17 protein-coding genes and 2 pseudogenes are annotated in these 18,800 nt (G+C 56.6%); 9 read left to right on the forward strand and 10 right to left on the reverse strand.

Annotation, left to right across the window (positions count from 1 at the left end):
- Positions 1-63 precede the first annotated feature (63 nt).
- The 4 genes and pseudogenes from rfbA (at position 64) to AAYR33_00020 (ending at position 3,513) form a co-directional block, all read left to right on the forward strand.
- A pseudogene (rfbA, locus tag AAYR33_00005) lies at positions 64-926 on the forward strand (glucose-1-phosphate thymidylyltransferase RfbA).
- Positions 927-951: 25 nt separating this feature from the next.
- A pseudogene (gene rfbC / locus AAYR33_00010) lies at positions 952-1,508 on the forward strand (dTDP-4-dehydrorhamnose 3,5-epimerase).
- Entirely contained in the window at positions 1,508-2,413 is a 906-nt protein-coding gene (gene rfbD / locus AAYR33_00015) for a dTDP-4-dehydrorhamnose reductase (GenBank protein ID XAO71425.1), read from the forward strand. The pseudogene rfbC and the gene rfbD overlap by 1 nt, the downstream one beginning before the upstream one ends.
- Complete coding sequence (locus AAYR33_00020; GenBank protein ID XAO71426.1) at positions 2,410-3,513, forward strand: glycosyltransferase; 1,104 nt, start codon at positions 2,410-2,412, stop codon at positions 3,511-3,513. The genes rfbD and AAYR33_00020 overlap by 4 nt, the downstream gene beginning before the upstream one ends.
- Positions 3,514-3,566: 53 nt before the next feature.
- On the opposite strand, the gene AAYR33_00025 is transcribed toward AAYR33_00020, so the two are convergent.
- The 4 genes from AAYR33_00025 to AAYR33_00040 all read right to left on the reverse strand — a co-directional run bounded on the left by AAYR33_00025 (position 3,567) and on the right by AAYR33_00040 (position 8,390).
- Positions 3,567-4,280 carry an RNA pseudouridine synthase gene (locus AAYR33_00025; GenBank protein XAO71427.1) on the reverse strand — a complete coding sequence of 238 codons (714 nt, stop codon included), beginning with the start codon at positions 4,278-4,280 and terminating at the stop codon, positions 3,567-3,569.
- Positions 4,267-6,924, reverse strand: a complete 2,658-nt coding sequence (locus AAYR33_00030) for a DNA translocase FtsK 4TM domain-containing protein (GenBank protein ID XAO71428.1) — start codon at positions 6,922-6,924, stop codon at positions 4,267-4,269. The genes AAYR33_00025 and AAYR33_00030 overlap by 14 nt, the downstream gene beginning before the upstream one ends.
- Positions 6,925-7,053: 129 nt before the next feature.
- The gene (locus tag AAYR33_00035) at positions 7,054-7,620 is read right to left on the reverse strand and encodes an RsmD family RNA methyltransferase (GenBank protein ID XAO71429.1); all 567 of its coding nucleotides are present in this window, start codon (positions 7,618-7,620) and stop codon (positions 7,054-7,056) included.
- The gene (locus AAYR33_00040; protein ID XAO71430.1) at positions 7,620-8,390 is read right to left on the reverse strand and encodes a pseudouridine synthase; all 771 of its coding nucleotides are present in this window, start codon (positions 8,388-8,390) and stop codon (positions 7,620-7,622) included. Before AAYR33_00040 ends, AAYR33_00035 begins: the two co-directional genes overlap by 1 nt.
- Positions 8,391-8,634: 244 nt before the next feature.
- Here AAYR33_00040 and AAYR33_00045 point away from each other — a divergent pair, with 244 nt between their 5' ends.
- The 4 genes from AAYR33_00045 (at position 8,635) to AAYR33_00060 (ending at position 12,572) form a co-directional block, all read left to right on the forward strand.
- Complete coding sequence (locus AAYR33_00045) at positions 8,635-9,090, forward strand: nucleoside deaminase (GenBank protein ID XAO72472.1); 456 nt, start codon at positions 8,635-8,637, stop codon at positions 9,088-9,090.
- A gap of 194 nt (positions 9,091-9,284) precedes the next feature.
- The gene (locus AAYR33_00050) at positions 9,285-10,754 is read left to right on the forward strand and encodes a Do family serine endopeptidase (GenBank protein ID XAO71431.1); all 1,470 of its coding nucleotides are present in this window, start codon (positions 9,285-9,287) and stop codon (positions 10,752-10,754) included.
- A 181-nt stretch (positions 10,755-10,935) separates the two neighbouring features.
- Entirely contained in the window at positions 10,936-11,829 is an 894-nt protein-coding gene (gene folD / locus AAYR33_00055; GenBank protein ID XAO72473.1) for a bifunctional methylenetetrahydrofolate dehydrogenase/methenyltetrahydrofolate cyclohydrolase FolD, read from the forward strand.
- The gene (locus AAYR33_00060) at positions 11,826-12,572 is read left to right on the forward strand and encodes a methylenetetrahydrofolate reductase (GenBank protein XAO71432.1); all 747 of its coding nucleotides are present in this window, start codon (positions 11,826-11,828) and stop codon (positions 12,570-12,572) included. The genes folD and AAYR33_00060 overlap by 4 nt, the downstream gene beginning before the upstream one ends.
- A 63-nt stretch (positions 12,573-12,635) precedes the next feature.
- Here the strand turns inward: AAYR33_00060 and AAYR33_00065 are convergent, their stop codons facing one another.
- The 3 genes from AAYR33_00065 to AAYR33_00075 all read right to left on the reverse strand — a co-directional run bounded on the left by AAYR33_00065 (position 12,636) and on the right by AAYR33_00075 (position 14,885).
- Complete coding sequence (locus AAYR33_00065; GenBank protein XAO71433.1) at positions 12,636-12,980, reverse strand: DUF3597 domain-containing protein; 345 nt, start codon at positions 12,978-12,980, stop codon at positions 12,636-12,638.
- 172 nt (positions 12,981-13,152) lie between these two features.
- A complete protein-coding gene (gene ahcY / locus AAYR33_00070) occupies positions 13,153-14,442 on the reverse strand; it encodes an adenosylhomocysteinase (protein ID XAO71434.1) in 1,290 nt (429 codons plus the stop codon).
- Between the two features lie 263 nt (positions 14,443-14,705).
- The gene (locus AAYR33_00075) at positions 14,706-14,885 is read right to left on the reverse strand and encodes a hypothetical protein (protein ID XAO71435.1); all 180 of its coding nucleotides are present in this window, start codon (positions 14,883-14,885) and stop codon (positions 14,706-14,708) included.
- Between the two features lie 350 nt (positions 14,886-15,235).
- On the opposite strand from AAYR33_00075, the gene AAYR33_00080 reads away from it, so the two are divergent.
- Positions 15,236-16,324: a CorA family divalent cation transporter gene (locus tag AAYR33_00080; GenBank protein XAO71436.1), complete on the forward strand. Its 1,089-nt coding sequence runs from the start codon at positions 15,236-15,238 to the stop codon at positions 16,322-16,324.
- 137 nt (positions 16,325-16,461) lie between these two features.
- Here the strand turns inward: AAYR33_00080 and AAYR33_00085 are convergent, their stop codons facing one another.
- From AAYR33_00085 to AAYR33_00095, 3 genes are all read right to left on the reverse strand, one after another.
- Positions 16,462-17,358: a rhodanese-related sulfurtransferase gene (locus AAYR33_00085; GenBank protein ID XAO71437.1), complete on the reverse strand. Its 897-nt coding sequence runs from the start codon at positions 17,356-17,358 to the stop codon at positions 16,462-16,464.
- Positions 17,359-17,630: 272 nt separating this feature from the next.
- Positions 17,631-18,440, reverse strand: coding sequence for a GNAT family N-acetyltransferase (locus tag AAYR33_00090; GenBank protein ID XAO71438.1), 810 nt, complete (start codon positions 18,438-18,440; stop codon positions 17,631-17,633).
- Positions 18,341-18,784: a peptidogalycan biosysnthesis protein gene (locus AAYR33_00095; protein ID XAO71439.1), complete on the reverse strand. Its 444-nt coding sequence runs from the start codon at positions 18,782-18,784 to the stop codon at positions 18,341-18,343. Before AAYR33_00095 ends, AAYR33_00090 begins: the two co-directional genes overlap by 100 nt.
- Positions 18,785-18,800: the final 16 nt, after the last annotated feature.

Consider the following 18,800-nt stretch of genomic DNA (forward strand, 5'->3'; position numbering starts at 1 on the left):
AGCGTTATGACGGACAAAGATTGGGAATCTGAGAATATGTCGTCAAAAAACGAGAATAACGCCATGAAGGGTATTTTGCTGGCCGGGGGATCGGGGACACACCTCTATCCCATGACGTTGGCGACATCGAAGCAACTCCTTCCTGTCTATGACAAACCGATAATCTATTATCCCCTGACGACACTGATGCTCGCTGGGATTCGCGATATTATGATCATCTCGACGCCCCAGGATATCGGGCAGTTTAAACGTCTGCTCGGGGATGGATCTCAATTCGGGGTTAATTTTGAATATCGCGTGCAACCTTCACCGGAAGGCCTGGCCCAGACCTTCCTGATCGCAGAAGACTGGATCGACGGGCATCCCTGTGCGCTGACCCTGGGTGACAATCTCATCTTCGCTGAACATCTCAGCACCATGTTGCGTGACGCCGCGACACGGACCCATGGCGCGACTGTTTTTCCTATCAGGTCCGTGATCCGGAACGATATGGCGTCGTCAGTTTCGATGAAAGCGGGAAGGCGCTGCGCATCGTCGAGAAACCCGCGCATCCTGAATCAAACTGGGCCGTTACGGGACTTTATTTCTATGATCATCGTGTCGTGGAATTTGCAAAGCAAGTGAAACCCAGCGCGCGTGGAGAGCTGGAGATTACGGACCTCAACCAGATCTATCTTGAGGAAGGAACGCTTCAGGTCGATAAGCTTGGGCGGGGTTGTGCATGGCTTGATGCGGGCACGCCCGACAGCCTGATGAAGGCAGGTTTGTTTGTGCAGACGATCCAGTCCCGTCAGGGCATGTTGGTGGGCCTGCCATCGGAAGCCGCCTACCGCATGGGTTTTGTTGATGAGGCGCAGCTGGATCACCACGCGGCCACGCTCGGTAAAACGATGCTCTCCCGGATGCTTCATAAATTGAAAAATTAAAGCCAGGTCGTAAAAAGGATAAAATATGAAAGTCACGCGACTGGACATCCCCGATGTCATTCTCGTCACGCCGCCAAAATTCGGCGATGCACGCGGTTTTTTTCCGAAACATATAATGCGGCACGTTATGAGGAGGCCGGGATCGCGCTTCCTTTTGTGCAGGATAATCAAAGCCTGTCGCGCCAGAAAGGCGTGGTGCGCGGGCTGCATTGTCAACTGGCACCTTATGAGCAGGGCAAACTTGTGCACTGCACGCAGGGCGCTATCTGGGATGTTGCGGTGGATGCGCGCTCTGGCTCCCCGACACACGGGAAATGGGTCGGCGGGGAATTATCTGAGGAAAACTGGTCTCAACTCTGGGTGCCGCCGGGTTTTCTGCATGGTTTCATGACCCTGACCGATCACGTGATGGTGCAATATAAGTGCACCTCCATCTATGACAAAGCGTCTGAACGTGCCGTTATCTGGAATTGTCCGCATCTCGGTATCAAATGGCCTTTACCATCCTCCGACATTGTCCTGTCGGAAAAGGACTGGGAGACGCCTCATTTCACGGAAGTCAAAGACTGGTTCAAATATTGATGACTGAAAATAATCAACAAAAAATCCTCGTCACCGGGGGAAGCGGGCAGCTCGCAACATCTCTCAAAAAACGCGCACCGGGTGAGGTTGTCGTCGTCGGTCGGCCTGAGTTTGATTTCGATCGGCCGGAGACTATTCTGGAAACGTTGGCGCGCTACCGACCTTCCGTAATTATCAATGCGACAGCATGGACGGCGGTTGACCTCGCCGAAAGTCATGAAGTTGAGGCAAGGGCGGCCAATCAATCGGGCCCGGAAATCATCGCGCGATATTGTCGTGAGGCGCGTGTGCCCTTCATCCATGTGTCGACGGATTATGTTTTTTCAGGCGATAAGGGCGCGCCTTATCGGGAATCCGATCCGATCGCGCCCTGCGCCGTCTATGGCCGGACAAAGGCCGAGGGTGAAGCGGCCGTTATGGCGGCTTACCCCGAAAGCGTCATCCTGCGCACATCATGGGTTTACGCGCCGCACGGCAAAAACTTTGTGCGGACGATGTTGAATGCCGGCGCTAAAAATCCACGCTTGAAAGTGGTTGCGGACCAACGCGGCAACCCGACAAATGCGGACGACTTGGCCGAAGCCGTCCTCGAAATCATGCATCAACTTCTCTCGAAAGGGGAAGGAGACGCTTTGGGAGGCATTTATCATGCGGCGGGGACGGGAGAAACCACATGGCATGGACTCGCGGTCGCGGCGTTAGAGGATGCAGTGTTATATGGTCAGCCCTTCCCGGAGGAAGCTACGCCGATCGCGACGGAAGATTGGCCGACGCCCGCAAAGCGCCCCATGGATTCGCGCCTGTCATGTCAAAAATTGAAAGAGGTCTTCGGGATTGAACTGCCGGATTGGCGCGCCAGCCTCAAACGCGCCGTTGGCGAGGTTTTTACATGTAAATCGGTTTGACCTTTTCTCTTAAAGATGAAGCCTCTCATGTTAGAGAGGCTTCAACGCTTCGGGCATCTGAGTCGCCGGTTATCTACATTCTCCTGTCGCTTTATAATGGTGCAACCTATCTCCCTGACCAGCTGGAAAGCTTTCTGCGGCAGGATTTCCGGTCGTGGCAGCTTCTTTGGCGGGATGACGAGTCGAGCGACGAGTCCCGAGCTTTGATGCGGGCGTTTTCAGCGGAATGCGCCTCAGGGAAATGCATTGAAGTGTCTGCGTCACCACGTCGCATCGGCGTGAGACGTTCTTACGAGCTCTTACTCAATCACGTGCCCGACAATGGTTATGTCGCCTTTGCCGATCAAGACGATGTCTGGTTGGATGACAAGCTTTCACGTGCCTTCAATGCTCTGAAAGCATCACGCAAACCGGCCTTATATTGTGCTCGTCAATATATCGTTGATGAAAATCTTGGTCATCGCCGCCTGTCCCCCGCGCTGCCGCCCGGTGAAAGCCTTCATCTCGCGACGGCCCTGACGCAGAACCTCGCAGTCGGTCATACGGTGCTCCTCAACCCTGCTGCTATCGCGCTCATCAAGAAAAGCGTCGCGCCGGAGGATGTGCTTCTTGATTGGTGGAGTTATCTCGTCGTTGCTTTATTCGGCGGCGAGATCATGACGGATAATCGCCCGGCAAGTCTTTACCGGCAACATCGTCAGAATATGGTCGGCGCCACCTCGCACCTTCTAATACGGGCCCGTCGCGCGATGCGGCGCGGGCCAACTGTTTTCATGCGGCGATTTACGGGCAATGTCGCTTCTCTGCGGCAAGTCGCGACGGCTCTTCTTTCCGCTGCAATGTCAGAGCGCGCGTCGAAAGCGCTTCAAGTCCCCGCACAGCAACATCGCGCGCTTTTGGATGAGATTGAGGAAGCGCTCATGGCGTCGCCACTTGAGCGTGTCAAATTCCTCTTCCGTCATCGTGGCCTGCAGCGTCAGGGCCGGTTGGAGCATATCATGTTTTGCCTGTGGTTTATCCTGCGGCGTGCGTCTCAGCCACATAGCCGCGGACGGGAAATAGCGCTTCAATATGACAAATCGCGCACGCTCACCCCATGATTTGTCCAGGGCAAAGCAAGCTCCGAACAATATAAAAAACGTCAGGCGCGATCTCAGAAACCGTCGCCTGACACAGCGTTGATCCAGTCTGCCATGGCGCCGCCCGGCGGTGCCGTTACGGAAATTGCCTCTTCATTACAAGTCAAATTCAGGGCGCGGCAATGAAGGAGGAGTTGCGAGTCACTGGATGACGCGCCGTAAATCGGGTCGCCAATGATCGGATGGCCCATTGCGGCACAATGTGCACGGGTCTGATGGGTACGCCCGGTGAGAAGCTGCAACGCCAAAAGGGTCGCGTCGCAGCCACGATGCAGGACGCGCCAGTGCGTGCGACTTTCCTGCCCTTCAGGATCGACTTCCATCTTCCATTGTCGGTTTTTCTCAACCCGCAAGAGAGGCAAATCGAAGGTTCCAGCGTCACGGGCCAGGTGCCCGCTTACAATGGCCCAATAGGTTTTCGTGACCTGACGTTGCGAGAACGCGGTTTGCGCCGCGATCAGTGCCTGCTTCCGAAGCGCGATGAGCAGACATCCCGACGTGTCCCGATCAAGCCGATGCACCAGCCAAGGCCCGTCTTTCCGTTTTGAAAGAGATGGGAAAAATGCCTCGACTGAAAGCGCCGTCCCGCGACCGGGGTGAACGGGGAGTCTGGCCGGCTTGTTGATGGCCACGAAATGCGTGCTGCGATAAAGAATGTCCAAATCGAAAGGGGGCGCTTCCTTTACCGGCAAGTTTCTTTGGCGCTGCCGGGCATCACCCCTCGTCACGCCGGCTTCTTACCAGAACTTCACGCCGCCCTACATGGTTGGCGGCACTGACAATGCCCTGCTTTTCCATCTCCTCGATAATTTTGGCAGCACGATTATAACCAATGGAGAGGTGACGCTGAATAAAGGACGTTGACGCCTTGCCTTCACGCGCGACGAGGTCAACCGCCTGGTCAAAAAGGGTGGTTTCGCCATCATATCCGCCGCTAAGACCATTTCCGGAGGAAGAGAGATCCTCATCCGGCTCGGCTGCGACGATTTCATCATTATAAATGGGCTCACCTTTGGATTTGAGGTCCGCCACGACCGCCTCAACCTCACTATCCGCCACGAAAGGACCATGGACGCGGGTGATGCGCGCTGCGCCCTGCATATAAAGCATGTCACCCTGGCCCAGAAGCTGCTCCGCTCCCTGTTCACCCAGGATCGTCCGACTGTCGAATTTGCTGATAACCTGAAAGGATATCCGCGTCGGGAAATTCGCTTTGATCGTGCCGGTGATGACATCGACGGAGGGGCGCTGCGTCGCCATAATGACATGAATGCCCGCCGCCCGCGCTTTCTGCGCCAATCGCTGCACGGCACCCTCAATATCCTTACCCGCAACCATCATGAGATCCGCCATCTCATCGATGATGATGACGATAAATGGCATGGTCTCGAGATTGAGTCGCTGCTCATCAAAGACTGGTCGGCCCGTCTCGGAATCGAAGCCGGTCTGGACGCGTCGCATCGGCACCTCACCCTGTGCATGGACCTGACGGACGCGATGATTATAACCGGCAATATTCCGCACCTGCAGATGCCCCATAGCACGATAGCGCCGGTCCATCTCTCGCACCGCCCATTTCAGCGCGGCGACAGCTTTATGCGGCTCGGTGACAACAGGGGTGAGGAGGTGGGGGATGCCTTCATAAATCGACAATTCCAGAATTTTCGGGTCGATCATAATCAATCGGCATTCTTCCGGCGGGTGACGGAAGAGAAGTGAGAGAATCATCGCATTGACGCCGACCGACTTACCTGACCCCGTCGTGCCGGCGATGAGGAGATGCGGCATCTTCACCAGATCAGCGCAGATCGGATCCCCCGCAATATCCTTCCCCAGCGTCAGTTTGAGGTGAGAGCCGGGCTCCTTGAATTCGGGCGTGTCCAGGACTTCACTGAGGAAAACCGTCTCACGGATCGCATTGGGGACTTCAATGCCGATGGCATTGCGCCCCGGCACCGTCGCGATGCGCACACTCAGCACCGACAAAGAGCGTGCGACATCATCCGCCAGCCCGATCACGCGGGCAGAGCGTATACCCGGTGCAGGTTCAAGCTCATAAAGCGTGACGACCGGCCCGGCATGGATATCGCCGATCTGGCCCTGCACACCGTAATCGGCCAGGACCTGCTCCAGCAGCCGCGCATTCGTCTGGAGGACTTCCTGCGTCGGACCTGAATTCGCGGCTGGCGGGGCCGGCTTGAGAAGGGTGAGGGATGGGAGCTGCCAACCATCGAGTTGCGGATCCATCTGTGCCGGGCGTGACGGCGGTTCCGCCGGACTGGCCGCCTGGCGTGGCCGCCCGAAGCTGAAAAATCCCCGCCGCGCAGGCGGCTCTGGCGCCAATCTTTGAGGTTCAATCCGCATCGTCATGGGGTCGACGCTGCTTTCCTCCTCAGCGTGCATTATTTCCGGATGATGTCGCGCGGCGTCCTGTTCCTGGGGGGAGATTTGCGCCAATTGACGCGCATAGGGATTATCGGTCCGTGAAGGCGCGCCCGGTGCCGCATGACCCGGTGTCGAAGCTGGTGAGATTTGCGGCTCACGTCGCGCATCGGGCGGGTGGAGCCATTCATCGCCGTGATGTGACGTGGCGTTCTGCGTGCGGCCCGATGGTGGCGCATAAGCGGGTGAAGCGTCTGCGTAGCCGCGACGCGCAGGCTCCTCCGGCGCGTAACCAGCGATATCCGGGGCGGCGTGGGCAACGCCCCGCCGCCCGATCGTGCGGAAAAGTGAGGCAATGCCCCGACTTGTGCGCATAACGGCGATCATCAGAGCCCGCCATTCATGACGCTGGAGACCCAAAGCAAGAGGCACGAGGAGGAAACAAAGCGCAATGGCCAGGAGGAAGAACCCCGTCGCGCCATAACCATGGAGCAATGACCGCCCCGATTCGATAAGTTTCCGTGCCAGCAAGTCACCCGCCGTCCCGCCAAAACCTGAGGCGGATGGCCAGGCGACCTGCGTCAGCGGGAGGAGCTGTTGAAGTGAGGCGACTGTCATCGCCACGGTCGGGATCAGCGCCATCGCGCTGATGAGTCGCAGGATCGGCGAAGCGAGTTGGTGGTATCGGATAATCTGCCATGCCCAGCATGTAAAAATAATGGTGGGCAACGCGCTGGCCAGTCCCAGCCACTGCACAAATTCATCCGCGATAAAGGCGCCGAAAAGCCCGAGGTAATTGGAGGGGGTAACATTGGCATTGGCCGTGTTGAACGAAGGATCCTGCGGATTATAAGACCAAAGTGCGGCGGCGAGGCACAGAGCCACAGCGACAAGGGCGAGCCCGCCACATTCTATGAGACGCAGTGAGACGGCGTGACGAAAATGGAAAGTTGTGCCGCCTGAAGCTGCGCGACGCCGGAATAAACTCACTGTAACCTCTGATCTTGATGTCCAGTTAGGGTCGGATGCGCGATGGAGAGCGTGCTTGTTTTGTTCAAGTTAACATCTGAAGCGCGGATACGTCGCTAAAATAAAAATAGAGGTGCTCCGGTTTTGCATTCAAACCCCCTTCCATTGCGCACCTTTCCAGAAGGAAATCTTCCCGATTCCGATTGTGCGCAGGTCGAGAGACGGTTCGGAATTGATCGGATCCAGATTCTTCTCCGACTCCATGATGATCAATGTATCAGGCCCGATCCAGCCAGACCGCATAAGTGCCTCGATGGAAAGCGGCAGAAGATTTTGGCCGTAAGGCGGGTCGAGAAAAGCGATATCCATCTGCCCGGTGGCACGTGGCGGTGCGGTGATATCGCATTTCAGCACAACGCTATGATCTTCGAAGCGTGCGCGCCTGAGATTTTTCAGCAAAATGCGATGTGCGGCAGAATGGTGATCCATAAAAGTAACGTGAGCGGCCTCGCGAGACATGGCCTCAATGCCGAAAGCGCCCGTGCCCGCGAAACCGTCAAGAATCACCGCATCCCGCACAGGGTGCGTGGCGGCCCATCCCGCATGGGCGAGCACATCGAATATGACCTGCCGCGCCCTGTTTGAGGTCGGGCGTGTCGCCTGATCATCCGGGCCATCAAGGATAAGGCCCCGCCTCATGCCGGCAATAACGCGCATCAGCGCGCCACGGAGCGCGCGGCTTTGCGTCGGGGTGCGGCTTCGAAACCCCCGATCTGCTCTCGCAATGTTTTGGTTGGCACTTCTTCCAAGGCACGTTTCTGAAGGGTTCCGAGCTGGAACGGGCCATATGCCACCCGAATCAGCCGGCTGACATGCAGGTTCAGCGCCGCCATGACGCGGCGGATCTCCCGGTTCTTCCCCTCCTGCAGGCTGACGGTCAGCCAGGAATTATCGCCTTTGCGCGAATCGAGACCCGCCTGGATCGCCCCGTAATGGACCCCATCAAAAACCGAGCCTTCGGCGAGGGTGGCGAGGCGCTTTTCATCCACCAGGCCGAAAACACGTACGCGATAGCGCCTGACCCATTGGTGAGAAGGCAATTCAAGCCGACGTGCGAGGGCACCGTCATTCGTCAATAAAAGCAGCCCTTCGGAATTCAGGTCCAGACGTCCGATGCTGATGACGCGCGGTAAACCGGGGGGAAGGGATTCGAAAACGGTTTTGCGATTTTGCGGGTCATGGTGGGTTGTCACCAGTCCGGTGGGTTTGTGATAACGCCAGACGCGCGTGCACTCCTGCGGGCCGATGACGGCGCCATCCACGCGGATCATGTCCTGAGCGGTGACAAAGGTTGCAAGTTGCTGGATGACCTCGTTATTCACGATGATCCGCCCTTCCGCCACCATACGCTCCACATCGCGACGGCTTCCGACACCGGCCCGCGCCAGAAACTTCGCGATACGTTCGCCTTTGACGTCGTCCGTCATGATCTCAACATCCTTTTAAGCCCCGGGGAGGGACTTTCCGACCTTTGTCCGCGCCCGATCGGGATTTTGCAAATCGCCCTCAGGGCGCGGCAGGAAAAGCATATTCACGCACGTTCGCGTGCAAACGACATGGTTTTTGCATCATATGATGTGCAAATATCAAACCATGACTGAGAAAAAAGCGATTTTCTTCACGGGAAAGAATCTCTGAAAGGTGCAGGAAGAGCTTCCACCCGAACGGGCGATGAAGCTGGCCCTGTCTCTCGCCCGGGAGGCCGGTGAGGCCGGGGAGGTGCCCGTCGGGGCTGTCATATTGGACGCAGATGGGCGCCTTTGCGCAGCTCAGGCCAATAAGGTCGAATCCGATGGTGACCCTTCCGCCCATGCGGAGTTGCGCGCGATGCAGGCGGCCGCGCGTCATTGCGGGACGAAATATCTGTCGGGATGCACACTTTATGTCACGCTGGAGCCATGTCCCATGTGCGCGGCCTCCATGGTGCATTTCAAACTCGGTCGCCTGATTTTTGGCGCCTATGACCCGAAGGGGGGCGGGGTTGAGCATGGTCCGCGCATCTTTGAGCAGAAAAACTGCCTGCACCGGCCGGAAGTGATTGGCGGCGTCCGCGGGGAGGAAAGCGCCGCCCTGCTGACGGGATTTTTTAGTAGGTTGAGAGCGGAGAAGGGGGCGGAAAAACCCTGACATCGTTTTTAAATAAAAAGACACCAAGAGAATCTTTACGAGGCCAGACATTTTTCTTAAACTCGTTGCGCAAATAACACTATTTGATCAGGATGCGCCGACGGTCGGTCATATGATCCTGATGGAGAGGGCCCGTGAAAACTCGTTTTCGTCCGATTTCCAAACATCTTTCCATATCAAAACATTTAGCACTGATGACCGTGCCGCTTATCGGACTCAGCGCGATTATCCCGCCGCGGGCTTATGCTGATGGCCCGATCAAGCCCGGGGCGCAGCTTCAGAATGCTCCGGATCTCGTCGGACTCGTCAAGGCTGTTAAACCCGCAGTCGTGTCAATCACGGCGCGCATCCGTGTGGACGCGGATGATCAGGGTAATTTTGATGATAACGGGCAGTGGCCGCAAAGTGCGATGCCATTTCCCTTTCCGTTTCCTTTCCAATTTGCACCGCCCACCGGCCAGCGCATGGTGGAAGCGCATGGGTCCGGCTTCATCATCTCGCAGGATGGTTATGTGGTGACGAATAACCATGTCGTCAAAAACGCCACAAAAGTGACGGTGACGCTTGATGATGGGTCGAGCTTCCCCGCGAAAATCATCGGCCGTGACAGTAAAAGCGATGTCGCCTTGTTGAAAATCAAAACCACTGATAAACTCCCTTTCATCCGATTGGGTAATTCCGACAATGTGCAGCCGGGTGCCTTCGTTGTGGCCGTCGGCAATCCTTACGGGTTGGGCGGCACTGTCACATCCGGGATTGTGTCCGCGCTGGGTCGTGACCTCGGTGCCGGGCCTTATGATGACTTTATCCAGGTTGATGCGCCGATCAATCACGGCAATTCAGGCGGGCCGCTTTTTGACCAAAACGGGGACGTGATCGGGATGAACACGGCCATCATCTCGCCGTCCGGCGGCTCAATCGGGATTGGCTTTGCCATCCCGTCCAACACGGTCAAGGATGTGGTCAATCAGCTCCAGAAAACGGGGCATGTCACGCGGGGCTATCTCGGCGTTACGGTTCAGCGGATTTCGCCAACGATGGCGAAAGCGCTTGGCTTGACAAACCCGTCACCCGGTATCGCGCCGACGGGGGCGCTGGTGGCCAATGTCATCGCGGGCGGCCCCGCGGATCACGCCGGTATCCGCAGTGGTGACATCATCATGTCAGTCAACGGCGTGAAGGTGAAAAACGACCATGATGTCGTTATGCAAACTGTCGCCAATAAGCCTGGCTCCGAAATTGTGATTCAGGTGCTACGTGACGGCAAACCCCAGTCCATCAAGGCGCGGGTCGGCAATTTTCCCAAAAATGGTGACGTCGCATCATCCGACTCGGATAATGCGGACGATGCGGGATCAACGAAGCTTGGCGTATCGCTCTCCCCGCTCACGGATGATATCCGCCACCAGCTTGGTGTCGACAGAAGCGTGAAAGGTGCCGTTGTGAGTGCGGTCACGCCTGGCTCCCCAGCGGAACAGGCCGGAATTCGCCCCGGTGATATCGTGCAGAGTGTTGATCGCACGCCGGTTTTGAATCCGGAGGCAGCGACCCTGGCCGTGCGCGCCGTACTCAGAAAAAATAAGCCGGTCCTACTCCGAATCTATCGGGACGGTCAGCGGATTTTTATCGCGATCGCTCAGAATAATAATCGGGATGATGATTAAAAATCGTTTCCCGCCATGACCAGGCGACGCGCCGGGTGCAATAAATGGCATCCGGCGCTTCTCTGCCTCACGCTTCCGAAACGCCATATTGACGGGGCGGGCAAGGTGGTTTGCGCTGTCAATTTGCTGTAAGGGGAGGTTGGACGCGACAAAACGTTCCCTGAAACAGGTGCTGTGTGCGATGAAACCTGACGAAGCGTGTCGGCGCAAAATCATAGATGGCAAGGCGATCGCCCGCGCTCTGACTGAGTCCATCAAGAATAAAGTGGAGCGCTTCCGCCTTGAGATCGGCAAAATCCCGGGATTGGCGGTCGTACTGGTGGGCAATGACCCGGCCAGTGAGGTCTACGTCAAAAACAAGGCGATCCAGACACATCGTGCGGGAATGCGCTCTTTCATGCATATGCTGCCGGAAACAACTGCGCAGGATGAGTTGCTTGAGTTGATCGCGCGGCTCAATGCGGATGTGGCGATCCATGGTATCCTCGTCCAACTCCCTTTGCCGAAGCATCTTGACCGGAATATCGTCATCAATGCGATAGCGCCGCATAAGGATGTGGATGGGCTGGGCGAAGTTAATGCCGGTCGACTCAGCCTGGGTATGGACGGGCATGTGCCTTGCACACCCTTGGGGTGCCTCAAGCTGCTTCAGGAAACGCTGGGGACGTTGCGTGGCCTGCATGCCGTCATCATTGGCGCGTCCAATCTTGTTGGCAAGCCGATGGCGCAGCTCCTGCTGAAGCAGGGTTGCACCGTCTCCATCGCCCATATCGACACGAAAGATCCAGGTGGTCTGGCGCGTCAGGGGGATATTCTCATTGTCGCCGTGGGGAAAGCCGAACTCGTCCCGGGTGACTGGGTCAAGCCCGGTGCAACCGTCATTGATGTCGGCATCATCCGCAAGGACCTGCCCGATGGCAAAACCCGCCTCGTTGGCGATGTGGCGTTCGATGACGCGCTTGAAAAAGCCGCTTTCATCACCCCTGTGCCAGGCGGGGTGGGGCCGATGACTATTGCCTGCCTGCTCAGTAACACGTTCGACGCGGCGTGTAAAGCGGATAAGGGCGTCACATGACGCGGATATCCATTGAACTTGTGCCGCGTGATGCGGCGTCGCTGCGTCAGGATTTTGAGACGGTGCGGCGCGCTCTGCCTCAGGCGGGGTTGATCAATATTCCCGATCTTACACGTATGGAGATGCGATCATGGGAGGCGGCGCATCTCCTTAAACGGGAGGGGGATGTCCCGGTGATCCCGCATATTCGTGCGATTGATATTGCCCCGGATGCGCCTCTGCCCTGCGCCCACCAATCCGGTATAAACGAAATTCTGGTGGTGGAAGGTGATCCGCCCGCCGACCCGTCGCGCCCGACCTATCCGAATGACAGCGTCGGTATCATTCGGCGTTACCAGCGTGAGGCGCCGCATTTGGAAGTCTATGCCGCGTTTGACCCCTATCGCCGCGCACCTTATCAGGAGCTTGAGGCCGTCAAACGGAAGATTGATGCGAGTGCTGTCGGGTTTTTTACACAGCCGCTTTTTGACCTCCCTATGTTGGAGCTTTGCGCCAGGTGGCTGGAGGGTCAGTCCGTTTTCTGGGGTGTGTCCCCGGTCGTGAGTGAGAAAAGCCGCGCTTATTGGGAAAACGTCAATCACGTCGTCTTTGCACGGGATTTTGACGCGTCTCTTTCCGCAAATATTGCTTTCGCGCAGAAAATGCTCGACTTCGTTAAGAGGGAGAAGAGCAATATTTACTTTATGCCTTTACGCATTGACCTCGCCGCTTATCTTGGCGGACTGATGATGCCGGCAGTTTAAGTGTGACGCGTCTGACGCCCGTCCACGAGGCGGGCGTCATTGAAGCAGAATTGAGGACGGATTTTACTTCTTGAAAGAATCGGGAAGCTTGCCGCCATTCTCTGAAAGTTTCTGCATCACCTGCTTGCTGAGCCAGATATTGATGCTGGCACTGTCATTCATGTCGCCCGTATAGCCAAGTTCTTTCGCGAGCTGTTTGCGCGCTTCAAGAGAGCTGTCCATATTCAGGAGCTTCATAAGATCCACAATGGATGTTTTCCAATTGGAAGCGCCACCACCTTTTTTATTGGCAAGATCGGTCAGGATGGCGTTGACATCCGTGCCAGCTGAACTCCCCTCCATCGTGCCAGGTGTTTTAGCATCGGCACGGCCGAAAATTTTGGAAACGAGGGTGCTGAAGATACTCATATTAACCTCAAAATCAGAAGAAAATCAGGGAAAAATTTGTCATTTACTTAACGTGGCGTGCTCTAAACTGTTCCCTCGTATTTCCTCGACTTCTCCGGCAGATAGCACCTTTCCCGACCGCAAAAAAAGGGGGCCGAACGGGCCCCTTTTTCAACTGCGTTGAATGGAAGTTTCAGTAACGGTAAAGCTCGTGTTTGAAGGGGCCTTCCGTCGGCACGCCGATATATTTCGCCTGCTCGGGGCTCAGGCGGCTCAGTTTGGCGCCGACCTTCGCGAGGTGAAGCGCGGCCACCTTCTCATCAAGTTTCTTCGGCAGCGTGTAGACCTTATTTTCATATTGTCCTTTCTGCGCCGTCCAAAGCTCAATCTGCGCGAGCGTCTGGTTCGTGAAGGAGGCTGACATAACGAAAGAAGGATGCCCGGTCGCGTTCCCGAGATTGACCAGACGGCCCTGGGAAAGCAGAATGATTCGCTTGTCATCCGGAAAAACAACCTCATCCACCTGCGGCTTGATGTTGTCCCATCTGAAATTGCGTAGCGCCTTAATCTGGATTTCACTGTCGAAATGGCCGATATTGCACACAATGGCGCGGTGTCGCATGGCGCGCATATGCTCAAGCGTGATGATGTCGACATTGCCCGTGCAGGTGACGAAAATATCTCCGCGCGGCGCTGCATCTTCCATGGAGACGACTTCATAACCTTCCATCGCGGCCTGAAGCGCGCAGATCGGGTCCACCTCTGTCACAAGGACGCGGCAACCTGCATTGCGCAGGGAGGCGGCTGACCCTTTGCCAACATCACCATATCCGGCGACGACAGCGACTTTGCCCGCCATCATCACATCAGTGCCACGGCGGATCGCATCGACCAGGCTTTCCCGACAGCCATAAAGATTATCGAATTTTGATTTGGTCACGCTGTCATTAACGTTAATGGCTGGCACGAGCAGCTTGCCTGCCTTCTCCATCTCCCAGAGCCGGTGCACGCCCGTGGTCGTCTCTTCCGACAGGCCGCGCACATCTTTGAGCATTTCAGGATATTTATCATGCATCAGAACGGTCAGATCACCCCCGTCATCGAGGATCATATTGGGCGTCCATCCATTCGGGCCTTTGATGGTCTGTTCAATACACCACCAGAATTCTTCTTCCGACAGGCCTTTCCACGCAAAAACCGGGATACCGGCGGCGGCGATCGCGGCGGCGGCCTGATCCTGGGTGGAGTAAATATTGCAGGATGACCAGCGCACTTCCGCGCCGAGTGCGATCAGCGTTTCAATGAGTACAGCCGTCTGGATCGTCATATGCAGGCAACCCGCGATGCACGCGCCTTTCAGGGGCTGCTTTTTGCCGAATTCTTCCCGAAGGGCCATCAGCCCTGGCATTTCGCCTTCCGCGATGGAAATTTCTTTCCGGCCCCATTCGGCCAGGGACATATCACTTACTTTGTAATCGCTCATGTGCGCGGCGCCTCACTTGTTAGCAGTCTTATCTCGCAAGGGTTATAAAGCGAGTGAGGCGTGAGGGCCAGTGGCCTTGTTTTGGTAGGATGCCCACCACGGGTAATGTCGAAATTGTCAGACGGATTTTCGCCGCCTACCCGTTTGAGGCACCTCTGCGCCCAATGTGACGAGGTCTGGATTTCAGTATGTTTATGTCGATGGCGGGAGATGGCTGCGCGCCTAAAGTGGCACCTGAAGCGGTCTTCCGACGTTAACAGCGCTTAGAGATGCGGTGCGCGCCGATATTTCCGATGGTCATGCTGCGCCGTCGTCTTCTCGCCAGGTTTGAGTTTGACCTGCGGTTTGCTCGGACGGGCCGGAGTCGGTTGCTCCATCGCCTGATTTCGGTAGGTTGGGTTTTTCTCCGTCGGATTATGCGCGCCCGCAGATCGCTGGCGCATCCGATCTGCCTTTTCAGCAGTAGGGGCGCGTCGTTTGAAGGTTCAGAGGTTGGCTGCGCCTGCGCCGCGGCGGCCAGGGAAAAGCCCGCCAGTACAGCGAGGGTGAGAAAACTCTTATGCACGGATGTCATGCAGCAACCTTATGACGGAGAGCGTTTCAGATGCCGGACAACCAGGCGCCGACGGGCCCCAAGCCTTTGAACATTTTTACTCCCATTAAGTTTCGGACTTGTATACAGATCGCTGAATTTTAAGAACTCTGGAAACATCTGACCGGGCTGGGAGTTTTTGATGCGCCATGGGCGGCCTCAAATTTCGGGTTTCGGGCAATGCAGACCCGGGAGGGTAAGATGTCATCCCCACGTGTGAAGAAACCGTATCCCATTATTGGCGGGACGGATCTCGTCAAACGGCGCGGCAAGCGTAGTGGTGTCGTAAATGGGCTTGTATGGGCGGTCAGCGTCGCGTCATCCGGCGAATCGCAACCTCTGACGGATGAGGAAATCAACGCCATTCTCAATGGCAGTATGCCTGCGGAGGATGAAGTCCCGGGCATTGTTGATAAATGGCTCTGGCTGCATTTTGACACGGTACACAGCGCCGCGCGCCTTCAGGTTGCGCATCTGACATGCTTCCCGCGCGAGGCATGTCAGGTCCTGGCGGAGACGGAATACGGCATCACGCTCGAAGCGACGGACCACGTCGTCTGGGGCGCGATGCCGGCTTTCGATGATGCGGTGCTTGAGGAGGATCGCGATTTCTGCGCGTGGCGCTTCGCGATGCGCCAGGACTTGCTGGTGACGACGCGCCGTAACCCGATCCCGGTTCTGGGCAGCACCTTCCGATCCCTCAAGGCGGGGAAAGTCTCGGCGGGGCCGATCGGCGTCATTGAGCGCACCATACGCGTCTTCATTGCGAGCGTCCGACGGCAGATCAGTCGGCTGGATGATGAGGTTGATCGGGCTGAATATGCCCTTCTGCGCTTTGAAAGAAAACGCGACCTCGGTCATCTCGGCGCGATTGTGGGTAAATCCCGCCGCCGCGCGACGGAGTTGCGCCGCGTCGTGACCCCGATCGACCGCGTGATACGCGATGCGGATCTCAACCTGCCGCTTTGGGCGGAGGATGAGCTGCGTGACCGGTTGGAAAACCAGGTTCATGCCGCGTTGGATGACTTGCTGGCGGTACAGGAGCGCTCACGCTCTTTGCAGGATGAGCTCTCTTCCATGCAGGTTGAGGAGACAAATCGCCGCCTCTATATCGTCTCCGTCGCGACAATCCTGATGCTTCCCGCAACATTGGTCACGGGGTTTTTCGGGATGAATACGGGGGGGATGTTCCTCCAGACAGGCGCGCTCGGCACCATCTGGGCCGGGATTGTCTGTGCGGTCTTCATGTTGCTGACTTGGATCTTTCTCAAAGTCGCACGCCTGCTTTGAAACTTAACTGCTGAGACGCGTTGACACGTCTCAGCGATTTTTCTCCGAAGTCAGCACCTATTCGTCGCGCTTTGTCCCGGATGAAGGGCGCGTCGCATAAGGATGCCCTAGATGCACGGTGACGCGCGCTTGCGCTATCACCATTTGTCGCTGACGCGCTGCGTCGCATTGCGCGCATGATGGCAATGAGGGCAGGACTCACCCTCCACATAAAAAGGCGATGCGCGATCATCCGGTGAGAGGGGCATCCGGCAGGCGTGGCAGAGCGTATAATCGCCGGGCTTGAGGCCGTGCTGTACGCTGACACGATGGTCGAAAACGAAGCAATCTCCTTGCCACAGACTTTCCGCCTCCGGCACAGTTTCCAGATATTTGAGGATGCCGCCTTTCAGGTGATAGACCTCCTCAAACCCTTCCTCCCGCGCAAAGGCGGTCGCTTTTTCACAGCGAATGCCGCCCGTGCAGAACATCGCCAACTTGGCCTTCCGACCTTGTTGCGCCTGCTGCGCCCGGAATTGTCGGAACCAATCGGGGAAATCCCGGAAACTCTTCGTACTAGGGTCAATCGCGTGCTTGAAACTGCCGATGGCGACCTCATAATCATTGCGTGTATCAATAACGATCGTATCGGGATCGGTAATCAGCGCGTTCCATGCCTCCGGCGCGACGTAACGCCCGACCGATTTCAGCGGGTCAATAGTGGGCTGACCCATCGTCACGATTTCCTTCTTGAGCCGTATTTTCATACGGTGGAAAGGTGGAGCGTCCGCGTGTGACAATTTCCATTCCAGAGACTCGCATCCGGGCAAAGCTTTAATTTCAGCGATGATGGCGCGAATATCATTGTCTTGGCCCGCAATGGTCCCGTTTATCCCCTCTTGCGCGAGGAGAAGCGTCCCGCAAATGGAGTGCGCCCTGCATTTTCGAGAAGCGGCGCTTTGAGCGATGCGGGGTCGGGAAAGGGCGTGAAATGATAGAGCGCAGTAATTGTAAAGCGATGACGTGTCATAAGTCGGGTCCAATTCGGGGAGCACAGCCCTTTTACCCGATATTATTCAATGAGTCTTGTCGTTCCGCCGAGGACTTTTTCCGGGTTTGGCCGCATGGGCGGTCTTCTCCGGCGATGCAGGGGGCGCGAAGCCGAGAAATTACAGCCACTCCATTTGCTGCGCATCCGGAGATGATATGGAAGCGTCATTCATGAGTCGTGCGATGACTTCGTGTCCGGTGGCGAGACATCTTATCATCGGGGTGGCCTCCGAATAGCGGGCTGTAAAAGAGAGCACCACAATAATGTTTATGAGAATTATTCGCAACTAAAAATGTTACGGTAAGGTAGAGCTGCCTCAAAGGCGCGTTTCTGCGCGGCCATCTCAGCTGCCTCCTCCACCAGGAAGTCCCGCAGGGCTTTCCTCAAACCTTCATGCGCGATGTAATGCGCCGACCACGTATATGTTGGGCGGTAACCTCGCAATATTTTGTGCGTCCCTTGCGCACCGACCTCAACGCGTTTGAGTTGATGCGCGATAGCCCATTCAATGGCTTGATAATAGCAAAGCTCAAAATGCAAAGCGGGCCAATCCTCAGCGTAACACCAGTAACGCCCGTAAAACGTGTCACCACTCAGTATATTAAAAGCGGCAGCGACAATTTCCTCATTGCGTGAGGCGGTCATTAGGATGATGTTTTCGCCTTGTGACGCTGCAAGAGACGCGAAAAATCCGGGGGCGAGATAGGCGTTTCCGAATCTTCGATCCGTCGTGGCGCGATAGAGCGCGTTGATACGCCGCCATTCATCCGGCCGTAACGTGTCGCCGCGTTGGATTGAAAAGCTCAGGCCGTAGGATGTCGCTAATTCCCGCTCTTTGCGGATCATTTTTCGCTTACGCGAGGTGAGGGAATCCAGAAACGCACTGAAATCCGCATAATCATCATTATACCAGTGATATTGCAGGCCACGGCGCGTCAACCAGCGCAACTCCGCGAGGAGGGTGGCTTCCTCCTCCGAGCAGAATGTCAGATACGCGGATGAAAGCCCGGCAGATTGCGCCATTTCAACCATGTGCGCCGCCATGCGACGCTTAACCATGCCCGCCCTTCTCCGGTCAGGCCGCATAAGATGCGGGCCCCGCAGACGGGTGTGAAGGGGACACATCCCGTGAGCTTTGGGTAATATCGGCCGCCTGCCTCCATAAAAGCCTCTGCCCATGGTTGGTCGAACACATATTCACCAAAAGAGTGGCTTTTCACGTAAAGCGGGGCGATGGCTAGGACCTGACCGTTCTCACGCAAAACGTCGTGACAGGGATGCCACCCTTGAGAGGGAACGGCGGAACCGCTCTGCTCCAGCGCGAGGAAGAAATCGCGGCCCGTCAGAACGTCATCGCCGACACAAAGGCGCCAGTCCTCTGGAGGAATAGCCTCCGCACGGGGTGCGATGCTGAAATCGTTACCTGTCATGCGGCGAAAGGCAGGC

This window comes from Acetobacteraceae bacterium (assembly GCA_039613835.1).
Classification (GTDB): Bacteria; Pseudomonadota; Alphaproteobacteria; order Acetobacterales; family Acetobacteraceae; genus Sorlinia.